Below are 21,075 nucleotides of genomic sequence, written 5' to 3'. Positions count from 1 at the left end.
AGCCAGCCGCAGGCGTGCGTTTTACAAAATGTTGAACGGAATGGTGGTCACGAGACGGAACTCGTTGATGTTGCCGTCAGCCTGGTTTTCGCTGGCACGGTGAGTGGTGTACGTCGCGCGGATGGCGGTGGCCTTGAGTGGGCCGCTCTGCACGGCGTAGGACGCACCGATGCCGTATTCGTAGTGGGTTTCGCCGTCCATTAGACTCAGGTCGCCGCGCTTGGCGCCCGGATCGGTGTAAGCCGTGCCGCGGTAGTGAGTACCATCAATGCCCCAGCCGCGTGCTTGGTAGATGTTGAACTTCAGGCCGGGCACACCGTATTCGGCCATGTTCAGACCGTAGGCAATCTGGAAGGATTTCTCGTTCGGGCCGTTGAAGTCCGACAGCAAGGAGTTGGCCAGGTAGATGCCGTTGGTTTCGTGCAGGTAGTCGAAATACGTATCGCCGTTCACTTCCTGGTACGAGAAGGTCAGGCTGTGAGCCTGGTGAGCCAGGCCCAGCGACAGCGAGTAAGTGTCGTTGTCGATCTCACCCATCAACTTTTTGCCTTCGTCGACGGTTTTGTAGTAGTTCAGGCCGGTGGTCAGACTCAGCACCTGGCTGTCACCCAGCTCGTGGGTGGCGCCGAAGTAGTACTGGTTCCAGAAGTCTTCGACGTTGGCGCCGTACAGGCTGGTTTTCAAGCTCTTGAAAGGCTGGTAGTTCACGCCTGCGGTGTAGACCTTGTCGGTTTCAACGCCGGTGGCGGAGTACTCGCTGCGGAACTTCGACAAACTCTGTTCGGTACGTGGCGAAACGCGGTCGAAACCGGCCAGGTCGAACGACAGGTTGTTGAACTCTTCGCTGTGCAGGCTGATACCTTCAAAGCTCGAAGGCAGTGCACGGTTGCCGATGACGTCGACGATCGGCGTGCTGAAGTTCTGACGACCGGCGGTCAGGGTGGTGTTCGAAACACGGAACTTGGCGTTGGCCAGACCCAGTTTGCTCCACTGGTCGACGGCATCGCCGTTGGAGTCTGCCAGGGTGCGGTTGGAGCCGCCGGCAATATCCTTGCGGTCACGGTCCAGAACGATGGCGTTGTAGGCGGCGACTTCGGTGCTGACGCCAACGGTGCCTTGGGTGAAGCCCGAGGTGTAGTTGACGATGGTGCCCTGAACCCAGTTGATACGACGTGGTGTCGGGGTTCTAGGGGCGGTTGGATCGTTCTTCACGCTGTTTTTCTTGTAGCTGAAGGTGTCGTCACGACGTTTCAGTTCGTTGGCATACCAGTTACGCGTTGTGCCGCCCAGGCTTTGTCCATCGATAAAGCCTTTGGCCTCGCTTTGGGCGCTATTGCCGGCCAATGTGGTAGGGACGAACTCCTGACTTGCAGGCTCTGCGTACGCCGTGGCGGTCACGCTGCTGATGGCCAAGGCCAATAACGCGGTGCTGCTCAGTTTCATGGGTGAAGCTCCTTTCTTTCTTTTTTTAATGCCGGTCTTTTTTGGTGATCCGGCTATTTGGTTTAGAACTCATGCAGGCATCGCAAACGTTTGCTATAGGCCGGATTGGCGAATTACGGCAATACGCTTGCATGAGGGCGGAATCCGCCCCCAGCGTTTTGGCTAATCGGTTATTGGTCGATACTGACGCCCGAGAACACGTTGCGACCGAAAGGACTCACCTTGAATCCTTCGACTTTGGCGCTCAACGGCTGGTTGACCGTCGAGTGGGCGACTGGCGTGATCGGCACCTGCTGCTTGAGGTACTGTTGCGCCTGTTTGTAGAGCACGGTGCGCTGGTCACGATCGGTCACGATCTTGGCCTGCTTGATCAGCTTGTCGTAAGCCGGATCACACCACATGGAGTAGTTATTGCCGCCAATGGCATCGCAGCTGTAAAGCGTGCCGAGCCAGTTGTCCGGATCGCCATTGTCACCGGTCCAGCCGATCAGGCTGATGTCGTGCTCGCCGTTCTTGGTGCGCTTGATGTACTCGCCCCATTCGTAGCTGACGATCTTGACCTTGAGGCCGATCTTCGCCCAATCCGCCTGGAGCATTTCGGCCATCAACTTGGCGTTGGGGTTGTACGGACGCTGAACCGGCATGGCCCAGAGGGTGATCTCGGTGCCTTCCTTGACGCCGGCCGCCTTGAGCAGCTCCTTGGCTTTTTCCGGGTTGTAGGCGGTGTCTTTGATGGTGTCGTCGTAGGACCATTGGGTCGGTGGCATGGCGTTTTGTGCCAGTTGCCCGGCGCCTTGATACACCGCGTTGAGAATGCCTTGCTTGTTCACCGCCATGTCCAGCGCCTGGCGCACTTCGAGCTGATCGAACGGTTTGTGCCGCACGTTATAGGCGATGTAACCAAGGTTGAAGCCGGGCTTCTCGATCAGTTGCAGTTTCGGATCGTTTTTCAGCGCGGTTACGTCGGCCGGGCGCGGGTGCAGGGTGATCTGGCATTCGTTGGCCTTGAGTTTCTGCACGCGCACCGAGGCGTCGGTGTTGATGGCGAAAATCAGGTTGTCGAGCTTGACCCGGCTCGGGTCCCAGTACTGCTTGTTGCCGCTGTAACGGATGTTGGAATCTTTCTGGTAGCTCTTGAACACGAACGGGCCGGTGCCGATCGGCTTCTGGTTGATATCGCTCGGCTTGCCGGAGGCCAGCAACTGGTCGGCGTATTCGGCGGAAAGGATCGCGGCGAAGCTCATGGCGATGTTCTGGATGAATGCGGCGTCGACGCTGTTGAGCGTCATCACCACGGTGAGCGGCCCGGTCTTCTCGACCTTGGCGATGTTCTTGTTCAGGCTCATCCCGTTGAAATACGGGAACTCGGTTGGATAAGCCTTTCGGAAGGGTTGCTGCGGATCGAGCATGCGATTGAAGGTGAACAGCACGTCATCGGCGTTGAAATCGCGGGTCGGTGTGAAGTACTTGGTGGTGTGAAATTTCACCCCTTCGCGCAGGTGAAAGGTGTACTTGAGACCGTCCTCGGAAATATCCCAGCTCGTTGCCAGGCCCGGTACGACGTTGGTGGCACCTTTTTCAAATTCTGCCAATCGGTTGTACAGCGGCTCGGCGGCGTCGTTATCGGTCGCCGTGGTGTATTGCGCGGTGTCGAAGCCCGCGGGGCTGCCTTCGGAGCAGAACACCAGGCTGTTATTGGCGGCCTGGCTGATGGAAGTGACGGCCAGCAGGCCGGTGCCCAGCAATGCGGATAAAACCAAGGTATGGCGCATGACGCTCCCTCTTGTTTAGTGTTTTATCAATGAGCCTGGTCCCGTCCAGGGCACTGAAGCCTCATTGATCTCAAACCATCGCGTGCAGCGATTACCGAGAGCCCACGCATGAACTGGTCAGATCCCGACGGTATGAGCCGTGGGTCTGGCAGTAAATGTGTAGAGTCTGAAAGACTCGTAGGAAAAGGCGACGCGTCCTAAACCTCTGCTGAGGTACGCAGCGGATTTGTCTGTCAGTTAATTCCTACTTTCTCGGTAGATAAAGCAACGGCGACGTGAATAACGTCGCCGCTGCCAAACCTTATTTGCTGACGCTGACGCCGTAGAAGGAGTTCAAGCCAAATGGGCTGATCTTGAAGTCCTGCACGTTGTTGCGCATGGGTTGGAACACCGTCGAGTGAGCGATAGGTGTCATTGGAACGGCGTCTTTGAGGACGTGTTGCGCCTGTTTGTACAGTTCAGTGCGCTTGGCCTGATCGGTCGTGCGCTTGGCTTCTTTAACGATGCCGTCGAACTTCTTGTCGCACCATTTGGAGAAGTTGTTGCCCTGCAACGAGTCGCAACCGAACAGCACGTTGAGCCAGTTATCCGGGTCACCGTTGTCGCCGCTCCAGCCAATCAGCATCGCGCCGTTTTCGCCGCCTTTGGAGCGCTTGATGTACTCGCCCCACTCGTAGGTCACGATCTTCGCTTTGATCCCGATCTTGGCCCAGTCGGACTGCAGCATTTCGGCCATCAGCTTGGCGTTCGGGTTGTAAGGACGTTGCACCGGCATCGCCCACAGGTTGATCTCGGTGCCTTCCTTGATGCCCGCTTCCTTGAGCAGCTCTTTGGCTTTCTCAGGGTTATATGGCGCATCCTTGATGGTGGTGTCATAAGACCATTGGGTCGGTGGCATGGCGTTGACGGCCAGTTGGCCGGCGCCCTGGTAAACCGAGTCGATGATCTGCTGCTTGTTGACGGCCATGTCCAGTGCCTGACGCACTTTCAACTGAGCCATCGGGTTCGGCTGATCGCTGCCCTTGATCTTGTCCATCACGTTATAGGCGATGTAACCCAGGTTGAAACCGGCCTGGTCAGGCACCTTCAGGGTTTTGTCTTCCTTCAGCGCCTTCAGATCGGCGGGACGAGGGAACAGGGTGATCTGACACTCGTTCTTTTTCAGCTTCTGAATACGTACCGACGGGTCGGTGGTGATGGCGAAGATCAGGTTGTCGATCTTCACGTCGTCAGGCTTCCAGTAGTCCTTGTTCCCGGTGTAGCGGATGTTGGAGTCTTTCTGGTAGCTCTTGAATACAAACGGGCCAGTACCGACCGGCTTCTGGTTGATGTCGGCGGCTTTGCCTTCCTTGAGCAGCTGGGCAGCGTACTCGGCGGACTGGACCGAGGCGAAACTCATGGCCATGTTCTGAATGAACGCGGCATCAACTTCTTTGAGGGTGAACTTGACGGTGTGGTCGTCGACTTTATCGATCTTGGTGATGTTGGTGTCCATCCCCATGTCGGTGAAGTACGGGAATTCGGTCGGGTACGCCTTACGGAACGGGTCATCCTTGTTAATCATGCGATTAAAGGTGAACAGCACGTCGTCGGCGTTGAACTCACGAGTTGGCTTGAAGTACGGGGTGGTGTGGAACTTGACGCCTTCACGCAGGTGGAAGGTGTAAGTCAGGCCATCATCGGAGATGTCCCACTTGGTCGCCAGGCCAGGAACAACGGCGGTGCCGCCGCGCTCGAACTGGGTCAGGCGGTTGAACATGGTTTCTGCAGAGGCGTCGAAGTCGGTTCCGGTGGTGTACTGACCAGGATCGAAACCGGCCGGGCTCCCTTCGGAGCAAAACACCAGGTTAGTCGCAGCGACGGCGAAAGGTGCGCTGGCTAATAAGCTTGCGCCGACTAAAAACGGAATGACCGCGTGTTTAAGCATGGTGGCCTCATGATTGTTGTCATTTTTGGAATTAGAGGACGACCTCGTGAGTCGACCTGCGGATACTTATGCAGGGGCCATACCCAATGCAAGATCCTGAATGGCCACAAACCTTAAACAGTGGCACGAACGTACCTTAATGTCGCATATGTATAAATACTGACGCATTTGACCGTTTGCGCAGGTTTTTTACGGTGCAAATCGCGCACCGACAAGGGGCAACCGGGGCGTTTGGTGCACCCGGTTGGCGCCTGGTGTTACTTATTTATACCCACTCCATAGAAAGGAGTAAGGCCGAAAGGGCTGATCTTGAAGTCGCTGACTTCCTTGCGCAGTGGCTGAAACACCGTCGAATTCGCAATGGGTGTAATCGGCACCTGTTGCTTAAGGATTTGCTGTGCCTGTTGGTACAGGTTGACCCGCTGCTGTTTGTCGGTGGACACCTTGGCTTGTTGCACCAGCTTGTCGTAGGCCGGGTCACACCACTTGGCGTAGTTGCTGCCTTTCACCGCGGCGCAGCTGTACAGCACGCCGAGCCAGTTGTCCGGGTCACCGTTGTCGCCGGTCCAGCCGTAAATCATGGCGTCGTGTTCGCCGTTCTTGGCGCGCTTGATGTACTCGCCCCACTCATAGCTGACGATGTTGGCCTTGATGCCGACTTTCTCCCAATCCTGCTGGATCATCTGTGCCGACATCCGCGCGTTGGGGTTGGAGGCGCGCTGCACGGTCATGGCCCACAAATCGATAGTGGTACCGGGTGCAACCCCTGCTTCTTTCAGTAGCGCTCGGGCTTTGGTCGGGTCGTGTGGTGCGTCTTTGATACTCGGGTCGTAGGACCATTGCGCTGGCGGCAAAGCGTTTTGCGCCAGTTGCCCGGCACTCTGGTAGACCGCTTTGATGATCGCCGGTTTGTCGATGGCCATATCCAGGGCCTGACGCACCTTGAGCTGGTCCAGCGGCGGGTGAGTCACGTTGTAGGCGAGAAAGCCGAGGTTGAAACCGGCTTGTTTGAGTACCCGCAGGTTTGGATCTTTCTCCATCACTTCAATGTCTGCCGGGCGCGGGTAGCCGCTGACCTGGCACTCGCCGGCCTTGAGCTTCTGCAAGCGCACGGCGGCGTCCGGGGTGATCGAGAAAATCAGGTTATCGAGCTTCACGTCCTCGGGTTTCCAGTAGGCCTTGTTGGCGGCGTAGCGGATCTGCGAGTCCTTTTGATAGCGCTTGAACACGAAGGGGCCGGTGCCGACCGGTTTCTGGTTGAGGTCGGCGGCTTTGCCTTCTTTCAACAGTTGGGCGGCGTATTCGGCGGACTGCACCGAGGCGAAGCTCATGGCGAGGTTTTGCACGAACGCGGCGTCGATGTTGTTCAGGTTGAAGCGCACGGTGTGGTCGTCGATCCTGTCGATGCTTTTGATCGTGGTGTTCAGGCCCATGTCGGTGAAGTATGGCGACTCGGCGGGGTAGGCTTTACGGAACGCATTCTGCGGGTCGAGCAGGCGCTGGAAGGTGAACAACACGTCGTCGGCGTTGAAGTCGCGGGTCGGGGTGAAGTAGTCGGTGGTATGGAATTTCACGCCTTCGCGCAGGTGGAAGGTGTAGGTGAGGCCGTCCTTGGACACGTCCCATTTTGTTGCCAGGCCGGGTTCGATTTCGGTGCCGCCGCGTTTGAATTGGGTGAGGCGGTTGAAGACGGTTTCGGCGGAGGCATCGAAGTCGGTGCCGCTGGTGTATTGGCTGGGGTCGAAGCCGGCCGGGCTGGCTTCGGAGCAGTAGACCAGGGTGGTGGCGGCTTGGGCGGTTTGTGCCAGTGATGCGGTTGTGGCGAGGGCGAGAGCGAGCAGGAGTGGTTTGACGGTGGTTCTTTCCATGGAGTCCCCGAGGGCTTTGCGGCGATGTTTTCCTGAGGGTAGCGTTGTTGGCGGGGAGGGTGGAAATATCGTTTTTTGAGGGGGACCCCTCTGTTCGGGCATACCCCTTGGTGGCGGCCTGACAGCCGACCCATCTCTTTCGTTCTGTACCTGAANCGATGTTTTCCTGAGGGTAGCGTTGTTGGCGGGGAGGGTGGAAATATCGTTTTTTGAGGGGGACCCCTCTGTTCGGGCATACCCCTTGGTGGCGGCCTGACAGCCGACCCATCTCTTTCGTTCTGTACCTGAATGATCGTTCCCACGCTCCCGCGTGGGAATGCCGCCAGGGACGCTCCGCGTTCCGCTTTTGAATGTTTAACGGATGTATCAGAACTCAGACCTTTCCCACGCATCTTTCAGGTTGTCCGTCGGAAGCGGGCTCTCTAGTCTTTGGCTGTCGCTGCAAAACCAGCGACCAGGAGTGGAAACCTGAAATCAGTAGGGCGAAAGCCCTCACGACCATAATGGCAAGTGATGGCTCCAATTGTGATTAGGAGCTGCAAATGGACGATGATAATTCTGATTCGAACTTTAAAAAAACCAACCCAATCGCCGAAGCCTTGCGCGCCGAAGAGCTACTCAAAGACCGCGAAGCCACAAAGCGCGCGCTTGACTACTACCTCAATCCTCCCAAGCCTTACGCCGCACGACCTCGTCGCCCCAGCACGATGTACTTGGTTGCCCCTGACATGGACACCGAAAGTCTCCTGGCACAAGCCTGCGAGTCATTGGCCTCGGCCAGTGTCCTGGCCAGTGATTTCGCCACGAACCTGATCGGCCCGCAGCGCAACACCGTGTTGGCGATTCAACAGATCATCATGCTGGCGGAATTGGCGGTGAATCGGGCGTTGGATAACGTCGATCCGCAGACTTAATTCTGAATCACTGCGATGACGTCCGTGCTTTCACCAGTAAGCTGACAGTCACAACCAGATTCTTCTGGCGCAAAAAAACGGCGATCACTTCGGTGATCGCCGTTTTTTCATGTCGGGTTATCGAATCATTGCATCAACACTTCAATCGCCCCATCCGCCGTCATGCTGACCTGGCTGGTGCCGGCTTCAACTTCCGGGGTCACTGGCGCGGAATCCATGCCGGCAGCTTTCATCATCATCGGGCCGCGCATGTACGGTTGAGGATAACCATTGCTGTTGAGGTTCAGGTTGACGATTTTGTAGCTCTTGCCGCCCAGGGCGTCGGTGGCCAGTTGGGCGCGGGACTTGAAGGCGGTCACGGCTTCTTTGAGCAGGGCGTCTTCGCTGGCCTTGCGGGTTGGGGTGGCGATGGCGAAGTCCATGCCGCCCATTTTCAGGTCGGTGAGCAGTTCGCCGGTGAGTTTGGAGAGAGCGGCGAAGTCCGAGCTTTCCAGGCGCAGTTCGGCGCGTTCACGCCAGCCGGTGATTTTCTGGCCTTTGGTGTCGTAGATCGGATAGCTGTTGCGGCTGCCCTGGCGCAGGGTGATGTCCTTGACTTCTTTAGCCTGGGCCAGTGCTTTGTTCATGGTGGTGCTGACGTCAGCGGCGAGTTTGGCCGGGTCAGTGTTTTGCTCTTCGGTGTAGAGGGTCACGATCATCAGGTCGCGGGCCACTTCCTGGCTGACTTCGGCGCGCAGGGAGATCTGGTTGTAATGCAGTTCGTCGACGGCCAGGGCCGGGAGGCTGACGACGGTGCCAACGCTTAAGGCAAGAAGGGCGGCGCTGCGGCGCAATGTGTGCATGAAAAGCTCCTTGGACGGTGCGCAGGGGTTGAGGTCCGAACCTGCGTGAAACCATCAGACTCTAGCTTCAATGATCCGGTTCGCACAGTTACAACTTCGATACAGATGAATAGCAGGTGGCCGCTTCGCGGCCAATCGCGGGCAAGCCACGCTCCCACAGGGGAACGCATTCCAATAATGAAATGGCTTGCCCGCGATGACGTCCATGGAGATGCAGCAAACATCCCTGTCATGTGGTCGTTTGCCGCACTTTCGCCTCTCAGGCCCGTGGCTTGGTTATACTCCGTGCGATCCGCCTGGAGCGCTCATCAGGAGAGCTCATGCTCGCCCCCGTTCAAATCACTTCCGCTACTCGCCAGAACCTCTGGCGGCTGACTTTCATCCGCACGCTGGTGCTGGCCGCTCAGGCCGGTTCCGTGGGCCTGGCCTACTGGTTCGACCTGCTGCCGTTGCCGTGGGTGCAACTGGCAATGACCCTGGGTTGCTCGACGCTGCTGTGCGCGTTCACGGCGGTGCGACTACGCACCTCGTGGCCGGTGACTGAGCTCGAATATGCCCTGCAACTGGCCTGTGATCTGTTTATCCACAGTGCGCTGTTGTACTTCTCCGGCGGTTCGACCAACCCGTTCGTCTCTTATTATCTGGTGCCGCTGACCATCGCTGCCGTGACCTTGCCGTGGCGCTATTCGGTGATTCTGTCGGGTATCGCCCTGGCGCTGTATACGTTGCTGCTGGCGCGGTTCTACCCGTTGGAAACGTTCCCGATCGCCCGGGAGAACCTGCAGATCTACGGCATGTGGTTGAGCTTCGCCCTGGCAGCAGCGGTGATCACGTTCTTCGCCGCGCGCATGGCCGAGGAGCTGCGTCGTCAGGAAGAACTGCGTGCCATTCGTCGCGAAGAAGGGCTGCGCGATCAGCAATTGCTGGCCGTCGCGACCCAGGCTGCCGGCGCCGCCCATGAACTGGGCACACCGCTGGCGACCATGAGCGTGCTGCTTAAGGAAATGCAGCAGGATCACCCTGACCCGATGTTGCAGGACGATCTGAAGGTGTTGCAGGATCAGGTCAAGTTGTGCAAGGAAACCTTGCAGCAACTGGTGCGCGCCGCCGAGGCCAATCGTCGTCTGGCGGTGGAAATGCAGGACGTCACCGATTGGCTCGACGAAGCCCTGAATCGCTGGCATTTGATGCGCCCGGAAGCCAGTTACCGCTTCCAGCGCCTGGGCCAGGGGACTGTGCCGCGCATGGCGCCGCCACCGGACCTGACCCAGGCCCTGCTAAATTTGCTGAACAACGCCGCCGACGCTTGCCCCGAAGGCTTGCAGGTAACCCTGGACTGGAATGCCGAGGACTTGACCATCAGCATTCGCGACCATGGCGCCGGTGTGCCATTGGCCATTGCCGAACAAATCGGCAAACCGTTTTTTACCACCAAGGGCAAAGGTTTCGGCCTGGGCCTGTTTTTGAGCAAGGCCAGCGTGACACGCGCCGGCGGCTCAGTGAAACTCTACAGTCATGAGGAAGGCGGCACGCTCACCGAGCTGCGCCTGCCCCGTGTCGCCCGAGGAGACGAACATGAGTGACGAGATCCAAGTCGAAGGCGAAGAACTGCCGCATTTGCTGCTGGTAGACGACGACGCAACCTTCACCCGCGTAATGGCCCGCGCCATGGCCCGCCGCGGTTTTCGCGTCAGCACGGCAGGTTCCGCCGAAGAAGGCTTGACCATTGCCCAGGCCGACATTCCGGATTATGCCGCCCTTGATCTGAAGATGGACGGCGATTCGGGCCTGGTGTTGTTGCCAAAACTGCTCGAACTCGACCCGGAAATGCGCGTGGTAATCCTCACCGGTTACTCGAGCATTGCCACCGCCGTCGAGGCGATCAAGCGCGGTGCCTGCAATTACCTGTGCAAACCGGCGGACGCCGATGATGTGCTGGCCGCGTTGCTCTCCGAGCACGCCGACCTTGACACCCTGGTGCCGGAAAACCCGATGTCGGTGGACCGTCTCCAGTGGGAGCACATCCAGCGCGTACTGACCGAGCACGAAGGCAACATTTCCGCCACCGCCCGCGCCCTGGGCATGCACCGCCGCACGCTGCAGCGCAAACTGCAGAAGCGCCCGGTCCGTCGCTGAACGGACGCTGAACGATTATCGCCAGCCCTCGCGATAACACGAACCGATCATTTATGATCGGCTCGTGTGTGTTCTTTTCTTTATCGAGCCTTATCCATGAATCAGAACGCTGAATATTCCGCGGTCAACGATGCTGTGCGCGGGCAATTTTTTCGCAAAGTCTGGGCGATGACCACGCCTTACTGGCGCAGCGAAGAGAAGGGCAAGGCCTGGACGTTGCTGATTGCGGTGATCGCGCTGTCATTGTTCAGCGTGGCGATTTCGGTGTGGATCAACAGTTGGTACAAGGATTTCTACAACGCCCTGCAGAAGAAGGACGAAGCGGCGTTCTGGCAGTTGATCCTGTATTTCTGCGGCATCGCCGCCGTGGCGATTCTCGGCGCGGTGTACCGGCTTTATCTGACTCAGATGCTGACCATTCGCTGGCGGGCGTGGCTCACCGAAAAGCACTTCGCCCGCTGGCTCACCAACAAAAATTACTACCAGCTGGAGCAGGGCGGTTACACCGATAACCCGGACCAGCGGATTTCCGAAGACCTCAACAAGTTCACCACCAATACCTTGGGCTTGGGCCTGGGTTTGATCCGTAACATCGTTAGCCTGGTGTCGTTCTCGATCATTTTGTGGGGCGTGTCGGGCAGTATCGAAGTGTTTGGCTTCACGATCCCCGGCTACATGTTCTGGTGCGCGCTGGTTTATGCCGCCGTCGGCAGCTGGCTGACGCACGTGATCGGTCGTCGCTTGATCGGCCTCAACAATAACCAGCAACGTTTCGAAGCCGACTTGCGTTTCTCCATGGTGCGGGTCCGCGAAAATGCCGAAAGCATTGCGCTATACAACGGCGAGCCCAACGAGAACCGTCGTTTGAGCAGCCGCTTCGGTCTGGTCTGGCACAACTTCTGGGACATCATGAAGGTGTCCAAGCGCCTGACCTTCTTCACCTCCGGTTATGCGCAGATCGCAATCATCTTTCCGTTCATGGTCGCGGCGCCGCGTTACTTCGCTGGCAAGATCGAGCTTGGTGAGCTGATGCAAATCAACTCCGCATTCGGCAACGTCCAGGAGAACTTCAGCTGGTTCATCAGCGCGTACCAGGACCTCGCCGAGTGGCGTGCCACGTGTGATCGTCTGCTGAGTTTCCGTCAGGCCATGACCGACAACGAAGAACGCGTACCGGCCATCGACGTGCAGAATCAAGGCTCGGCGCTGAAGGTGCAAAACCTTGGGCTCGACCTCGCTGACGGTCGTCATCTGCTCACCAACGCCGACATGACCGTGGAGGAGGGCGAGCGCGTCATGCTCAGCGGTCGTTCCGGCAGCGGCAAGTCGACGTTGCTGCGGGCGATGGGGCACCTTTGGCCGACTGGCCATGGCAGCATCCGTCTGCCGACGGCGCGTTATCTGTTCCTGCCGCAAAAACCCTATCTGCCGATTGGCACCTTGCGCGAAGCGCTGAGTTATCCACAACCCGGCGACACCTACCCGCACGAGCGTTATGCCCACGTTCTGGAAACCTGCCGCTTGCCGCACCTGGTTTCGCGTCTGGATGAGGCCAATCACTGGCAGCGCATGCTCTCGCCGGGTGAGCAGCAACGTCTGGCCTTTGCCCGTGCGCTGCTTTATGCGCCGCAATGGCTGTACATGGACGAAGCGACTTCGGCGATGGACGAAGAGGATGAAGCGTCGCTGTATCAGGCGTTGATTGATGAGTTACCGGGGTTGAGCATTGTCAGCGTCGGCCATCGCAGCAGCCTGAAGCGCTTCCACCCACGGCATGTGCGGATCGAGAATGGCCATCTGGTGGACCAAACCGTGACCGCCTGATCACCACCGCCTCGCTCCTACAGAGGCGGTGGTGATCGTACAACCGTGTTGAGCTATGATGCGGATTCAGCCGAATTTTCGAGAAAGACGTTCACCATGGAAAACCCGATCGACGCACCTCGCCTCCCTCGCAAGCGCCGCAGCCTCGCTCAGGAACTGGTGACGGTGCTGTCCGAGCAGATCCGCGACGGTCATCTCAAACGTGGCGACAAATTGCCCACCGAGTCGGCGATCATGGATGCCCATGGCGTCAGCCGCACCGTGGTACGCGAAGCGATTTCCCGTTTGCAGGCCGCCGGGCAGGTGGAAACCCGCCACGGTATCGGCACCTTTGTGCTCGACACGCCGAGCCCGAGCGGTTTTCGCATCGATCCGGCCACCGTGGTGACCTTGCGTGATGTGCTGGCCATTCTGGAATTGCGCATCAGCCTGGAAGTGGAATCCGCCGGCCTTGCCGCGCAACGTCGCAGCGCTGAGCAGTTGGCGTTGATGCGTGCAGCGCTGGATGCGCTGAATGAAAGCGCTTCCCACGCCAGCGATGCGGTGGCTTCGGACTTCCAGTTCCACCTGCAAATCGCCCTGGCCACCGGCAACCGCTACTTTACCGACATCATGACCCATCTGGGCACCAGCATCATTCCGCGCACGCGCCTTAATTCCGCGCGTCTGGCCCATGATGATCAACAGCACTACATGAGTCGTCTGAGTCGCGAGCACGAAGAGATTTACGACGCAATTGCCCGCCAGGATTCCGATGCGGCGCGGGCCGCGATGCGGTTGCATCTGACGAATAGCCGCGAGCGGTTGCGCCAGGCGCATGAAGAGGCGCAGGCGCAGCGGGGATAGGTTTTGCAGGTTGGGGATTTGTTGCCTGATAGATTGCTTTCGCGAGCAAGCCCGCTCCCACACTTGATCTCGGTTGTTCACAAAAAATGCGTTCACCGAAGATCCAATGTGGGAACGGGCTTGCTCACGAAAGGGCCGGTGGCCATCTCGCAGTAACTTCAGCCAGTCCTCAAAATCGAACGATCCACCCTCACCGCCAACTCAGCAGCCCCAGATTTGGCATCAAAAACCGCATTCCCGCGCTCATCCACAACCGCCCGGGCAATTGGCAAGCCTTTCGACAACAATTCCAGCGGTGCGCCTTTCAGCGATTGGCCCGAAGCCAGTTCCAGTTTCAATTTGATAGTCATCAGTGATCCCCTTATCAGGCATTGGCCGCTGAATTCAGCACGCCGGTTGGTTGGTAGTCCTTGAGCAGGAGGTAAGTGCTCCAGCCCCACCAATCATCCACGGTGGCAGTATCGTTCAGGTTGTTGACGTCCTTGCGCCGCAGCACCTTGGCGCCCTCAACCTTGAACAGCGGTGAGAAATTGCCTGCCGGGTTCAGTACCGCTTGCAGGTCGGGCAGTCTTTTCAAAGCAGCGAAGCTGCCGGCCGATGGAGCGGTGCCACCGAGGTACGCCGCGAACACTTCATCCGCCGACACCTGAACCGCTTGATTCACCTGAGCGCGATTGGCGCTGTCGATGGCGTCGAAGTAGCGCTTGTCGCCGTAGGCGTGCCAGCGATCGCCGTTGCCATTGCTCACGTTGAGGCCGAACTTGCTGTCTTCATCGTGCATGAAACGGGTAATCAACGAACCGAGATCACTGGGCGTGACCACCGCCGCCAACTGTTTGCGCGGTACTCGCAGGTGACCGGCGGAATACAGGTCGGTCAGGTAGTGATCGGCAAAAGCGTTCATCGCATAGGCCTGTTCCAACTGCTTTTCATCGCCGCTGTTGTGGGCCAGTACCGCATGTTGCAGAGCTGCCGTGTGCCCGGCGATGTAAGCCAGCAACGCCCATTCGGCAAAGTGGTCGGCATTGTTGGCGGCCAGTTTCAGATAACGCCCCAAAGGGAACAGCGCCGAGACGAAGCTGCCGCCGCCGGTGATTTTGTTCCACTCTTCCGACAACGTATCACCCAAGGCGTCATAAGCCTCGTGCGGCTGTTTACCCTCCCTGATCGCTTGATTGATGGCGGCGATTTCCTTCTGCATGACGCCGAGGATCAACTTCACCTCGGCGTTTGAGGCCGGCAGTACCGCCAGGGAGTTGAAGGCATTGGTAAAACGCAGGATTCGGTCCGTCGCTGTTGCGCCTTCGCAGATCGGTTGATCGGGAACTCCATAAAAATCACCCCCCAACGCAATCACTTGCCCATAGGTCAATGCCAGGCCATTGGGCAGGTGCAACTCCACCTGCGAGGCCGGTATGGCAGGCGCATCCTTGACGAAACGCAGCAGGGTGCTGTCGCCGATCGCGGTATGTTCTGCACCTTCAAACCTCAACTGGGGCGCGCTTTTCAGCGCCTTTTTCGGTGGCGTCGGCAGCAGGCCTTGATGCTGATGTTTGGGGCCGTGATGGCCGCCAGCGGTGAGCTTAAGCGTGTCGCCATTGCCAGAAAAGGCGATGCCGTGCTCGGTAAAAAGATCATCCAGATCGGCAATGACCTGTCGGGTATTTTCCTTCGATTGTGCGTGTAGTCCTGACATTTCTAGCTCCTTGATATGTCGTAGGTAGAATCAAATTAAACTGTATGTATATACAGTTATCTGGATCATAGATGAGAACTTTCCTACGTCAAGGGATTACTTTTTCCGACGCGAATTTTGAGGTCCGCGATGAAATGCAGTTGACGGTTATATTTTAAGTTGTACGATGACCTACAACTTCGGCGAAGGCTGAACGGTTTTCTCACACAACGTTGCTACCAGGGTGTTCGAATAATGAATCCACAAGAACTGAAGTCCATCCTCTCTTCCGGCCTGCTGTCGTTCCCGGTCACCGACTTCAATGCTCAGGGCGATTTCCATCGCGCGGGCTACATCAAACGTCTCGAATGGCTGGCCCCATACGACGCCTCGGCATTGTTCGCCGCGGGCGGCACCGGTGAGTTCTTCTCTCTGGCGGCCAGCGAATATTCGGAAATCATCAAGACTGCCGTCGACACCTGCGCCACGAGCGTACCGATCCTGGCCGGTGTTGGCGGTTCGACTCGTCAAGCCATCGAATACGCTCAGGAAGCCGAGCGTCTGGGCGCCAAAGGCCTGTTGCTGCTGCCGCACTACCTGACCGAAGCCAGCCAGGATGGTGTTGCCGACCACGTTGAAGCGGTATGCAAATCGGTAAAAATCGGCGTGGTGGTTTACAACCGCAACGTCTGCCGCCTGACCGCTCCATTGCTGGAACGTCTGGCCGAGCGCTGCCCGAACCTGATCGGTTACAAGGATGGCCTGGGCGATATCGAGTTGATGGTGTCGATCCGTCGCCGTCTCGGTGATCGCTTCAGCTACCTGGGTGGTCTGCCGACCGCCGAAGTCTACGCCGCAGCCTACAAGGCGCTGGGCGTACCGGTTTACTCCTCGGCGGTGTTCAACTTCATCCCGAAAACCGCGATGGATTTCTACCACGCCATTGCTCGTGAAGATCACGCCACGGTTGGCAAAATCATCGATGACTTCTTCCTGCCGTACCTGGACATCCGTAACCGCAAGGCCGGTTACGCCGTGAGCATCGTCAAGGCCGGAGCGAAAATCGCAGGCTTCGACGCAGGCCCTGTGCGTGCGCCGCTGACCGATCTGACGGGTGAAGAGTACGAAATGCTCGCCGCGCTGATCGACAAGCAAGGTGCGCAGTAACACTCGATAAAACCTGGGCCGCTGAGCAATCAGCGGCTTTTTGCGTGAGGAGATGATTCCGTGGTTGATTCAAAGCGTTTCGATAACTACATCAACGGCGAATGGGTGGCGGGCAGTGATTATTGCGCCAACATCAACCCGTCCGAGCTGACCGATACCATCGGCGACTACGCCAAGGCCGATCTGGCTCAGGTCCACGCCGCCATCGACGCCGCTCGCGCCGCGTTTCCGGCCTGGTCCACTTCGGGCATTCAGGCACGTCACGATTCACTGGATAAAGTCGGTACTGAAATCCTCGCTCGTCGCGAAGAGCTCGGCACTTTGCTGGCCCGGGAAGAAGGCAAGACCCTGCCCGAAGCCATCGGCGAAGTGACTCGCGCCGGTAATATCTTCAAGTTCTTCGCCGGCGAATGCCTGCGCCTGTCCGGCGATTACTTGCCGTCGGTGCGTCCGGGCGTCAACGTCGAAGTCACTCGCGAAGCGCTCGGTGTGGTCGGCCTGATCACCCCGTGGAATTTCCCGATTGCGATCCCAGCGTGGAAAATCGCTCCGGCTCTGGCTTACGGCAACTGCGTCGTGCTGAAGCCTGCTGATCTGGTACCGGGCTGCGCCTGGGCGCTGGCGGAAATCATCTCCCGCGCGGGCTTCCCGGCCGGCGTGTTCAACCTGGTGATGGGCAGCGGTCGCGTGGTTGGCGATGCGCTGGTACAGAGCCCGAAAGTTGATGGCATCAGCTTTACCGGTTCCGTGGGCGTGGGTCGTCAGATCGCTGTCAGCTGCGTCTCGCGCCAGGCCAAGGTTCAGCTGGAAATGGGCGGCAAGAACCCGCAGATCATTCTCGATGACGCCGACCTCAAGCAAGCGGTCGAGCTGTCGGTACAGAGCGCGTTCTACTCCACCGGCCAGCGTTGCACCGCGTCGAGCCGCTTCATTGTCACCGCCGGGATTCACGACCAGTTCGTCGAAGCCATGGCCGAGCGCATGAAGTCGATCAAGGTTGGCCACGCGCTGAAAACCGGCACTGATATCGGTCCGGTCGTCTCGCAGGCTCAGCTTGAACAGGACATGAAGTACATCGACATCGGCCAGTCCGAAGGTGCACGTCTGGTCAGTGGCGGTGGTCTTGTGACCTGCGACACGGAAGGCTACTTCCTCGCCCCGACGCTGTTTGTCGACAGCACAGCGGCGATGCGCATCAGCCGCGAAGAGATCTTCGGCCCGGTGGCCAATATCGTTCGCGTGGCCGATTACGAGGCAGCGCTGGCCATGGCCAATGACACCGAGTTCGGTCTGTCGGCGGGCATCGCTACCACGTCGCTCAAGTACGCCAACCACTTCAAACGCCACTCCCAGGCCGGGATGGTGATGGTCAACCTGCCGACCGCCGGCGTGGATTACCACGTTCCGTTCGGTGGGCGTAAAGGTTCATCCTATGGGTCACGTGAGCAAGGTCGCTATGCGCAAGAGTTTTATACGGTCGTGAAGACCAGCTACATCGGCTCCTGACAGGAAACACCGCGGTATCGGCATCGATACCGCAACACAACTGCTTCACCCGCGCATAAAAATAATCAGTGGGAGTACATCTACAATGCAATCGACCAAGCCGACTCACGTCCGCTATTTGATCCTGCTCATGCTGTTTCTGGTGACCACGATCAACTACGCCGACCGGGCCACCATCGCAATCGCCGGCTCCAGCCTGCAAAAAGACCTCGGCATCGACGCGGTCACCCTCGGTTATATCTTCTCCGCATTCGGTTGGGCCTACGTGGCCGGGCAAATTCCCGGTGGCTGGCTGCTGGACCGTTTCGGTTCGAAAAAAATCTACGCCCTGAGCATTTTCACCTGGTCGCTGTTCACCGTGCTGCAAGGCTATGTCGGTGAATTCGGGCTTTCCACCGCCGTCGTCGCGCTGTTCATGCTGCGCTTTTTGGTGGGCCTGGCCGAAGCGCCATCCTTCCCCGGCAACGCACGTATCGTGGCGGCCTGGTTCCCGACCGCTGAGCGCGGTACAGCGTCTGCGATCTTCAACTCGGCGCAATACTTCGCCACGGTGTTGTTCGCGCCGCTGATGGGCTGGATCGTCTACAGCTTTGGCTGGCAGCACGTGTTCATCGTCATGGGCGTGATCGGTATTGTCTTCTCGGGGATCTGGCTGAAGGTGATCTACAGCCCGCGCCAACACCCGATGATCAACGACGCCGAGTTCAAACACATCGCCGACAACGGCGGCATGGTCGACATGGACCAGGACAAAGGCAAAGGCAAAAAAGGCGACGGTCCGAAGTGGGACTACATCCGCCAACTGCTCACCAACCGCATGATGCTCGGCGTGTATCTGGGCCAGTATTGCATCAACGGCATCACTTACTTCTTCCTCACCTGGTTCCCGGTGTACCTGGTGCAGGAGCGCGGCATGACCATCCTCAAGGCCGGTTTCATTGCCTCGCTGCCGGCGATCTGCGGGTTTATCGGTGGTGTGCTTGGCGGGGTGATTTCCGATTACCTGCTACGCAAAGGTCACTCGCTGACGTTCGCCCGCAAGGCGCCGATCATCGCTGGCTTGCTGGTTTCCAGTAGCATCGTGGCTTGCAACTATGTGGACGTGGAATGGATGGTCGTCGGCTTCATGGCCCTGGCGTTCTTCGGCAAAGGTGTGGGTGCATTGGGCTGGGCGGTGGTGTCCGACACCTCGCCGAAACAGATCGCCGGTCTCAGCGGTGGCCTGTTCAACACCTTCGGCAACATCGCGTCGATCACCACGCCGATCGTTATCGGTTACATCATCAGCTCCACCGGCTCGTTCAAATGGGCACTGGTGTTCGTTGGTTGCAACGCGCTGGTAGCCGTATTCAGCTATCTGGTGATCGTTGGCCCGATCAAGCGTGTGGTACTCAAAGAGCCGCCTGTCAGCGGTCCTGAAACCAACAATAAGTTATCTGAAGCGCATTCCTGAGGAGCGGCGTCATGCAGTTGATTGAACATTCCGACTCGCCGCGCTACATCCGCCTGCACGAGCGGGACAATGTGGTGATCGTGGTCAACGATCAGGGCGTACCGGCCGGTACCGAATTCCCCGATGGTTTGGTCACCGTGGATTTCGTGCCGCAGAGCCACAAGGTCACTCTCGAGGATATTCCCGAGGGCGGTCAGGTGATTCGTTACGGCCAGACGATCGGCTACGCATTGCAGCCGATTCCGCGTGGCAGCTGGGTCAAGGAAGATCAACTGCGCATGCCCACCGCGCCACCGCTGGACAGCCTGCCGCTGTCCACCGAAGTACCGGCTGCGCAGGCACCGCTGGAAGGTTTCACGTTCGAGGGTTATCGCAACGCCGACGGCACCGTCGGCACGCGCAATATTCTCGGCATCACCACCACTGTGCAATGCGTCACCGGCGTGCTGGATCACGCGGTAAAACGCATCAAGGATGAGTTGCTGCCCAAGTACCCGAACGTCGACGATGTGGTGGCGCTGACCCACAGTTACGGCTGCGGCGTGGCGATCACCGCCACCGATGCGTACATCCCGATTCGCACGGTGCGCAATCTGGCGCGCAACCCGAACCTGGGGGGCGAAGCGCTGGTGATCAGCCTGGGCTGCGAGAAATTGCAGGCCGGGCAGGTGATGCACGAGAACGACAGCTCGGTGGATTTGAGCGAACCGTGGTTGTATCGCTTGCAGGATTCCAGTCATGGTTTCACCGAGATGATCGAGCAGATCATGGCGCTGGCCGAGACTCGTTTGAAGAAGCTCAATCTGCGTCGTCGGGAAACCGTGCCGGCGTCCGAACTGATCCTCGGCATGCAGTGCGGCGGCAGCGATGCGTTCTCTGGCATCACTGCCAACCCGGCACTGGGCTATGCCTCGGACCTGTTGCTGCGGGCCGGTGCGACGGTGATGTTTTCCGAAGTCACCGAGGTGCGCGACGCGATTTACCTGCTGACGTCCCGCGCCGAAACCGAGGAAGTGGCTCAGGAACTGGTGCGGGAAATGGACTGGTACGACCGTTACCTGGCCAAGGGCGAAGCGGATCGCAGTGCCAATACCACACCGGGGAACAAGAAGGGCGGGTTGTCGAATATTGTCGAGAAGTCCCTGGGCTCGATCGTCAAATCCGGCAGCAGCGCGATCAATGGGGTGCTCGGCCCTGGCGAGCGCTTCAAGCGCAAAGGGCTGATTTTCTGCGCGACCCCGGCCAGTGATTTTGTCTGCGGGACGTTGCAGTTGGCGGCGGGGATGAACCTGCATGTGTTCACCACCGGGCGCGGTACGCCGTATGGTTTGGCGATGGCGCCGGTGGTGAAGGTGTCGACCCGCACAGAACTGGCGCAACGCTGGCCGGATTTGATTGATATCGATGCCGGGCGGATTGCTACCGGGCGAGCTTCGATCGAGGACCTCGGCTGGGAGTTGTTCCACTACTACCTTGATGTGGCCAGCGGCAAGAAACAGACGTGGGCGGAGCAGCATAAGCTGCATAACGACATTACCTTGTTCAACCCTGCACCTATCACGTAATGATCGTTCCCACGCGCAGCAAAGGAATGCAGCCCGGGACGCTCTGCGTCCCAAAAGCGTGACGCAGAGCGTCACAAGAGGCATTCCCACGCAGAGCGTGGGAACGATCCGGGTGAAAGTGGCTTATCATTAGCCCC

The 21,075-nt window shown here is 58.5% G+C and carries 16 protein-coding genes; 9 read left to right on the top strand and 7 right to left on the bottom strand.

Features of this window, described 5'->3' with window-relative positions:
- Window positions 1-21: 21 nt before the first annotated feature.
- The 4 genes from MMG91_RS20290 to MMG91_RS20275 all read right to left on the bottom strand — a co-directional run bounded on the left by MMG91_RS20290 (window position 22) and on the right by MMG91_RS20275 (window position 7,010).
- Window positions 22-1,443: an OprD family porin gene (locus MMG91_RS20290; RefSeq protein ID WP_310660504.1), complete on the bottom strand. Its 1,422-nt coding sequence runs from the start codon at window positions 1,441-1,443 to the stop codon at window positions 22-24.
- A gap of 170 nt (window positions 1,444-1,613) precedes the next feature.
- Window positions 1,614-3,215, bottom strand: a complete 1,602-nt coding sequence (locus MMG91_RS20285) for an ABC transporter substrate-binding protein (RefSeq protein WP_310660503.1) — start codon at window positions 3,213-3,215, stop codon at window positions 1,614-1,616.
- Window positions 3,216-3,516: 301 nt separating this feature from the next.
- The gene (locus MMG91_RS20280; RefSeq protein ID WP_305448189.1) at window positions 3,517-5,142 is read right to left on the bottom strand and encodes an ABC transporter substrate-binding protein; all 1,626 of its coding nucleotides are present in this window, start codon (window positions 5,140-5,142) and stop codon (window positions 3,517-3,519) included.
- 257 nt (window positions 5,143-5,399) lie between these two features.
- A complete protein-coding gene (locus MMG91_RS20275; RefSeq protein WP_310660502.1) occupies window positions 5,400-7,010 on the bottom strand; it encodes an ABC transporter substrate-binding protein in 1,611 nt (536 codons plus the stop codon).
- A 542-nt stretch (window positions 7,011-7,552) separates the two neighbouring features.
- Between MMG91_RS20275 and MMG91_RS20270 the strand changes: the two genes are divergently transcribed.
- The gene (locus MMG91_RS20270) at window positions 7,553-7,924 is read left to right on the top strand and encodes a DUF6124 family protein (RefSeq protein WP_310660501.1); all 372 of its coding nucleotides are present in this window, start codon (window positions 7,553-7,555) and stop codon (window positions 7,922-7,924) included.
- A 125-nt stretch (window positions 7,925-8,049) separates the two neighbouring features.
- Here MMG91_RS20270 and MMG91_RS20265 read toward each other — a convergent pair whose 3' ends face one another.
- Window positions 8,050-8,766 (bottom strand): SIMPL domain-containing protein, encoded by a 717-nt coding sequence (locus MMG91_RS20265; RefSeq protein WP_038978941.1) that lies wholly within the window; start codon window positions 8,764-8,766, stop codon window positions 8,050-8,052.
- A 320-nt stretch (window positions 8,767-9,086) separates the two neighbouring features.
- On the opposite strand from MMG91_RS20265, the gene MMG91_RS20260 reads away from it, so the two are divergent.
- The 4 genes from MMG91_RS20260 to MMG91_RS20245 all read left to right on the top strand — a co-directional run bounded on the left by MMG91_RS20260 (window position 9,087) and on the right by MMG91_RS20245 (window position 13,572).
- On the top strand, window positions 9,087-10,349 hold the full coding sequence (locus MMG91_RS20260; RefSeq protein WP_305448192.1) for an ATP-binding protein: 1,263 nt from the start codon (window positions 9,087-9,089) through the stop codon (window positions 10,347-10,349).
- A complete protein-coding gene (locus MMG91_RS20255) occupies window positions 10,342-10,902 on the top strand; it encodes a response regulator transcription factor (RefSeq protein WP_007901386.1) in 561 nt (186 codons plus the stop codon). Before MMG91_RS20260 ends, MMG91_RS20255 begins: the two co-directional genes overlap by 8 nt.
- Window positions 10,903-10,998: 96 nt before the next feature.
- Window positions 10,999-12,726 (top strand): ABC transporter ATP-binding protein/permease, encoded by a 1,728-nt coding sequence (locus MMG91_RS20250; RefSeq protein WP_310660500.1) that lies wholly within the window; start codon window positions 10,999-11,001, stop codon window positions 12,724-12,726.
- A gap of 96 nt (window positions 12,727-12,822) precedes the next feature.
- Complete coding sequence (locus MMG91_RS20245; protein WP_038978943.1) at window positions 12,823-13,572, top strand: FadR/GntR family transcriptional regulator; 750 nt, start codon at window positions 12,823-12,825, stop codon at window positions 13,570-13,572.
- Between the two features lie 158 nt (window positions 13,573-13,730).
- Here MMG91_RS20245 and MMG91_RS20240 read toward each other — a convergent pair whose 3' ends face one another.
- Both MMG91_RS20240 and MMG91_RS20235 read right to left on the bottom strand, forming a co-directional pair.
- Window positions 13,731-13,922: a hypothetical protein gene (locus tag MMG91_RS20240; protein WP_310660499.1), complete on the bottom strand. Its 192-nt coding sequence runs from the start codon at window positions 13,920-13,922 to the stop codon at window positions 13,731-13,733.
- Between the two features lie 14 nt (window positions 13,923-13,936).
- The gene (locus MMG91_RS20235; protein ID WP_310660498.1) at window positions 13,937-15,268 is read right to left on the bottom strand and encodes a phospholipase; all 1,332 of its coding nucleotides are present in this window, start codon (window positions 15,266-15,268) and stop codon (window positions 13,937-13,939) included.
- A gap of 234 nt (window positions 15,269-15,502) precedes the next feature.
- Here MMG91_RS20235 and kdgD point away from each other — a divergent pair, with 234 nt between their 5' ends.
- The 4 genes from kdgD (at window position 15,503) to garD (ending at window position 20,938) form a co-directional block, all read left to right on the top strand.
- Window positions 15,503-16,414 carry a 5-dehydro-4-deoxyglucarate dehydratase gene (kdgD, locus tag MMG91_RS20230; protein ID WP_310660497.1) on the top strand — a complete coding sequence of 304 codons (912 nt, stop codon included), beginning with the start codon at window positions 15,503-15,505 and terminating at the stop codon, window positions 16,412-16,414.
- A gap of 60 nt (window positions 16,415-16,474) precedes the next feature.
- A complete protein-coding gene (locus MMG91_RS20225) occupies window positions 16,475-17,920 on the top strand; it encodes an aldehyde dehydrogenase family protein (protein WP_310660496.1) in 1,446 nt (481 codons plus the stop codon).
- A gap of 85 nt (window positions 17,921-18,005) precedes the next feature.
- Window positions 18,006-19,373, top strand: coding sequence for an MFS transporter (locus MMG91_RS20220; RefSeq protein WP_305448199.1), 1,368 nt, complete (start codon window positions 18,006-18,008; stop codon window positions 19,371-19,373).
- Between the two features lie 11 nt (window positions 19,374-19,384).
- Window positions 19,385-20,938, top strand: a complete 1,554-nt coding sequence (garD, locus tag MMG91_RS20215; protein WP_305504534.1) for a galactarate dehydratase — start codon at window positions 19,385-19,387, stop codon at window positions 20,936-20,938.
- Window positions 20,939-21,075 lie beyond the last annotated feature (137 nt).

The organism is Pseudomonas sp. JL3, from assembly GCF_031570575.1.
In the GTDB taxonomy this organism is placed as follows: Bacteria; Pseudomonadota; Gammaproteobacteria; order Pseudomonadales; family Pseudomonadaceae; genus Aquipseudomonas; species Aquipseudomonas cucumis.
The sequence above is the reverse complement of the archived record's forward strand: the minus strand, read 5'-3'. Positions and strand labels throughout refer to the sequence as shown.

Excerpts from the sequence above, each read along its gene's own strand:
- MMG91_RS20290 (WP_310660504.1), bottom strand. The coding sequence starts at position 1,443 with ATGAAACTGAGCAGCACCGCGTTATTGGCCTTGGCCATCAGCAGCGTG.
- MMG91_RS20285 (WP_310660503.1), bottom strand. The coding sequence starts at position 3,215 with ATGCGCCATACCTTGGTTTTATCCGCATTGCTGGGCACCGGCCTGCTG.
- MMG91_RS20280 (WP_305448189.1), bottom strand. The coding sequence starts at position 5,142 with ATGCTTAAACACGCGGTCATTCCGTTTTTAGTCGGCGCAAGCTTATTA.
- MMG91_RS20275 (WP_310660502.1), bottom strand. The coding sequence starts at position 7,010 with ATGGAAAGAACCACCGTCAAACCACTCCTGCTCGCTCTCGCCCTCGCC.
- MMG91_RS20270 (WP_310660501.1), top strand. The coding sequence starts at position 7,553 with ATGGACGATGATAATTCTGATTCGAACTTTAAAAAAACCAACCCAATC.
- MMG91_RS20265 (WP_038978941.1), bottom strand. The coding sequence starts at position 8,766 with ATGCACACATTGCGCCGCAGCGCCGCCCTTCTTGCCTTAAGCGTTGGC.
- MMG91_RS20260 (WP_305448192.1), top strand. The coding sequence starts at position 9,087 with ATGCTCGCCCCCGTTCAAATCACTTCCGCTACTCGCCAGAACCTCTGG.
- MMG91_RS20255 (WP_007901386.1), top strand. The coding sequence starts at position 10,342 with ATGAGTGACGAGATCCAAGTCGAAGGCGAAGAACTGCCGCATTTGCTG.
- MMG91_RS20250 (WP_310660500.1), top strand. The coding sequence starts at position 10,999 with ATGAATCAGAACGCTGAATATTCCGCGGTCAACGATGCTGTGCGCGGG.
- MMG91_RS20245 (WP_038978943.1), top strand. The coding sequence starts at position 12,823 with ATGGAAAACCCGATCGACGCACCTCGCCTCCCTCGCAAGCGCCGCAGC.
- MMG91_RS20240 (WP_310660499.1), bottom strand. The coding sequence starts at position 13,922 with ATGACTATCAAATTGAAACTGGAACTGGCTTCGGGCCAATCGCTGAAA.
- MMG91_RS20235 (WP_310660498.1), bottom strand. The coding sequence starts at position 15,268 with ATGTCAGGACTACACGCACAATCGAAGGAAAATACCCGACAGGTCATT.
- kdgD (WP_310660497.1), top strand. The coding sequence starts at position 15,503 with ATGAATCCACAAGAACTGAAGTCCATCCTCTCTTCCGGCCTGCTGTCG.
- MMG91_RS20220 (WP_305448199.1), top strand. The coding sequence starts at position 18,006 with ATGCAATCGACCAAGCCGACTCACGTCCGCTATTTGATCCTGCTCATG.
- garD (WP_305504534.1), top strand. The coding sequence starts at position 19,385 with ATGCAGTTGATTGAACATTCCGACTCGCCGCGCTACATCCGCCTGCAC.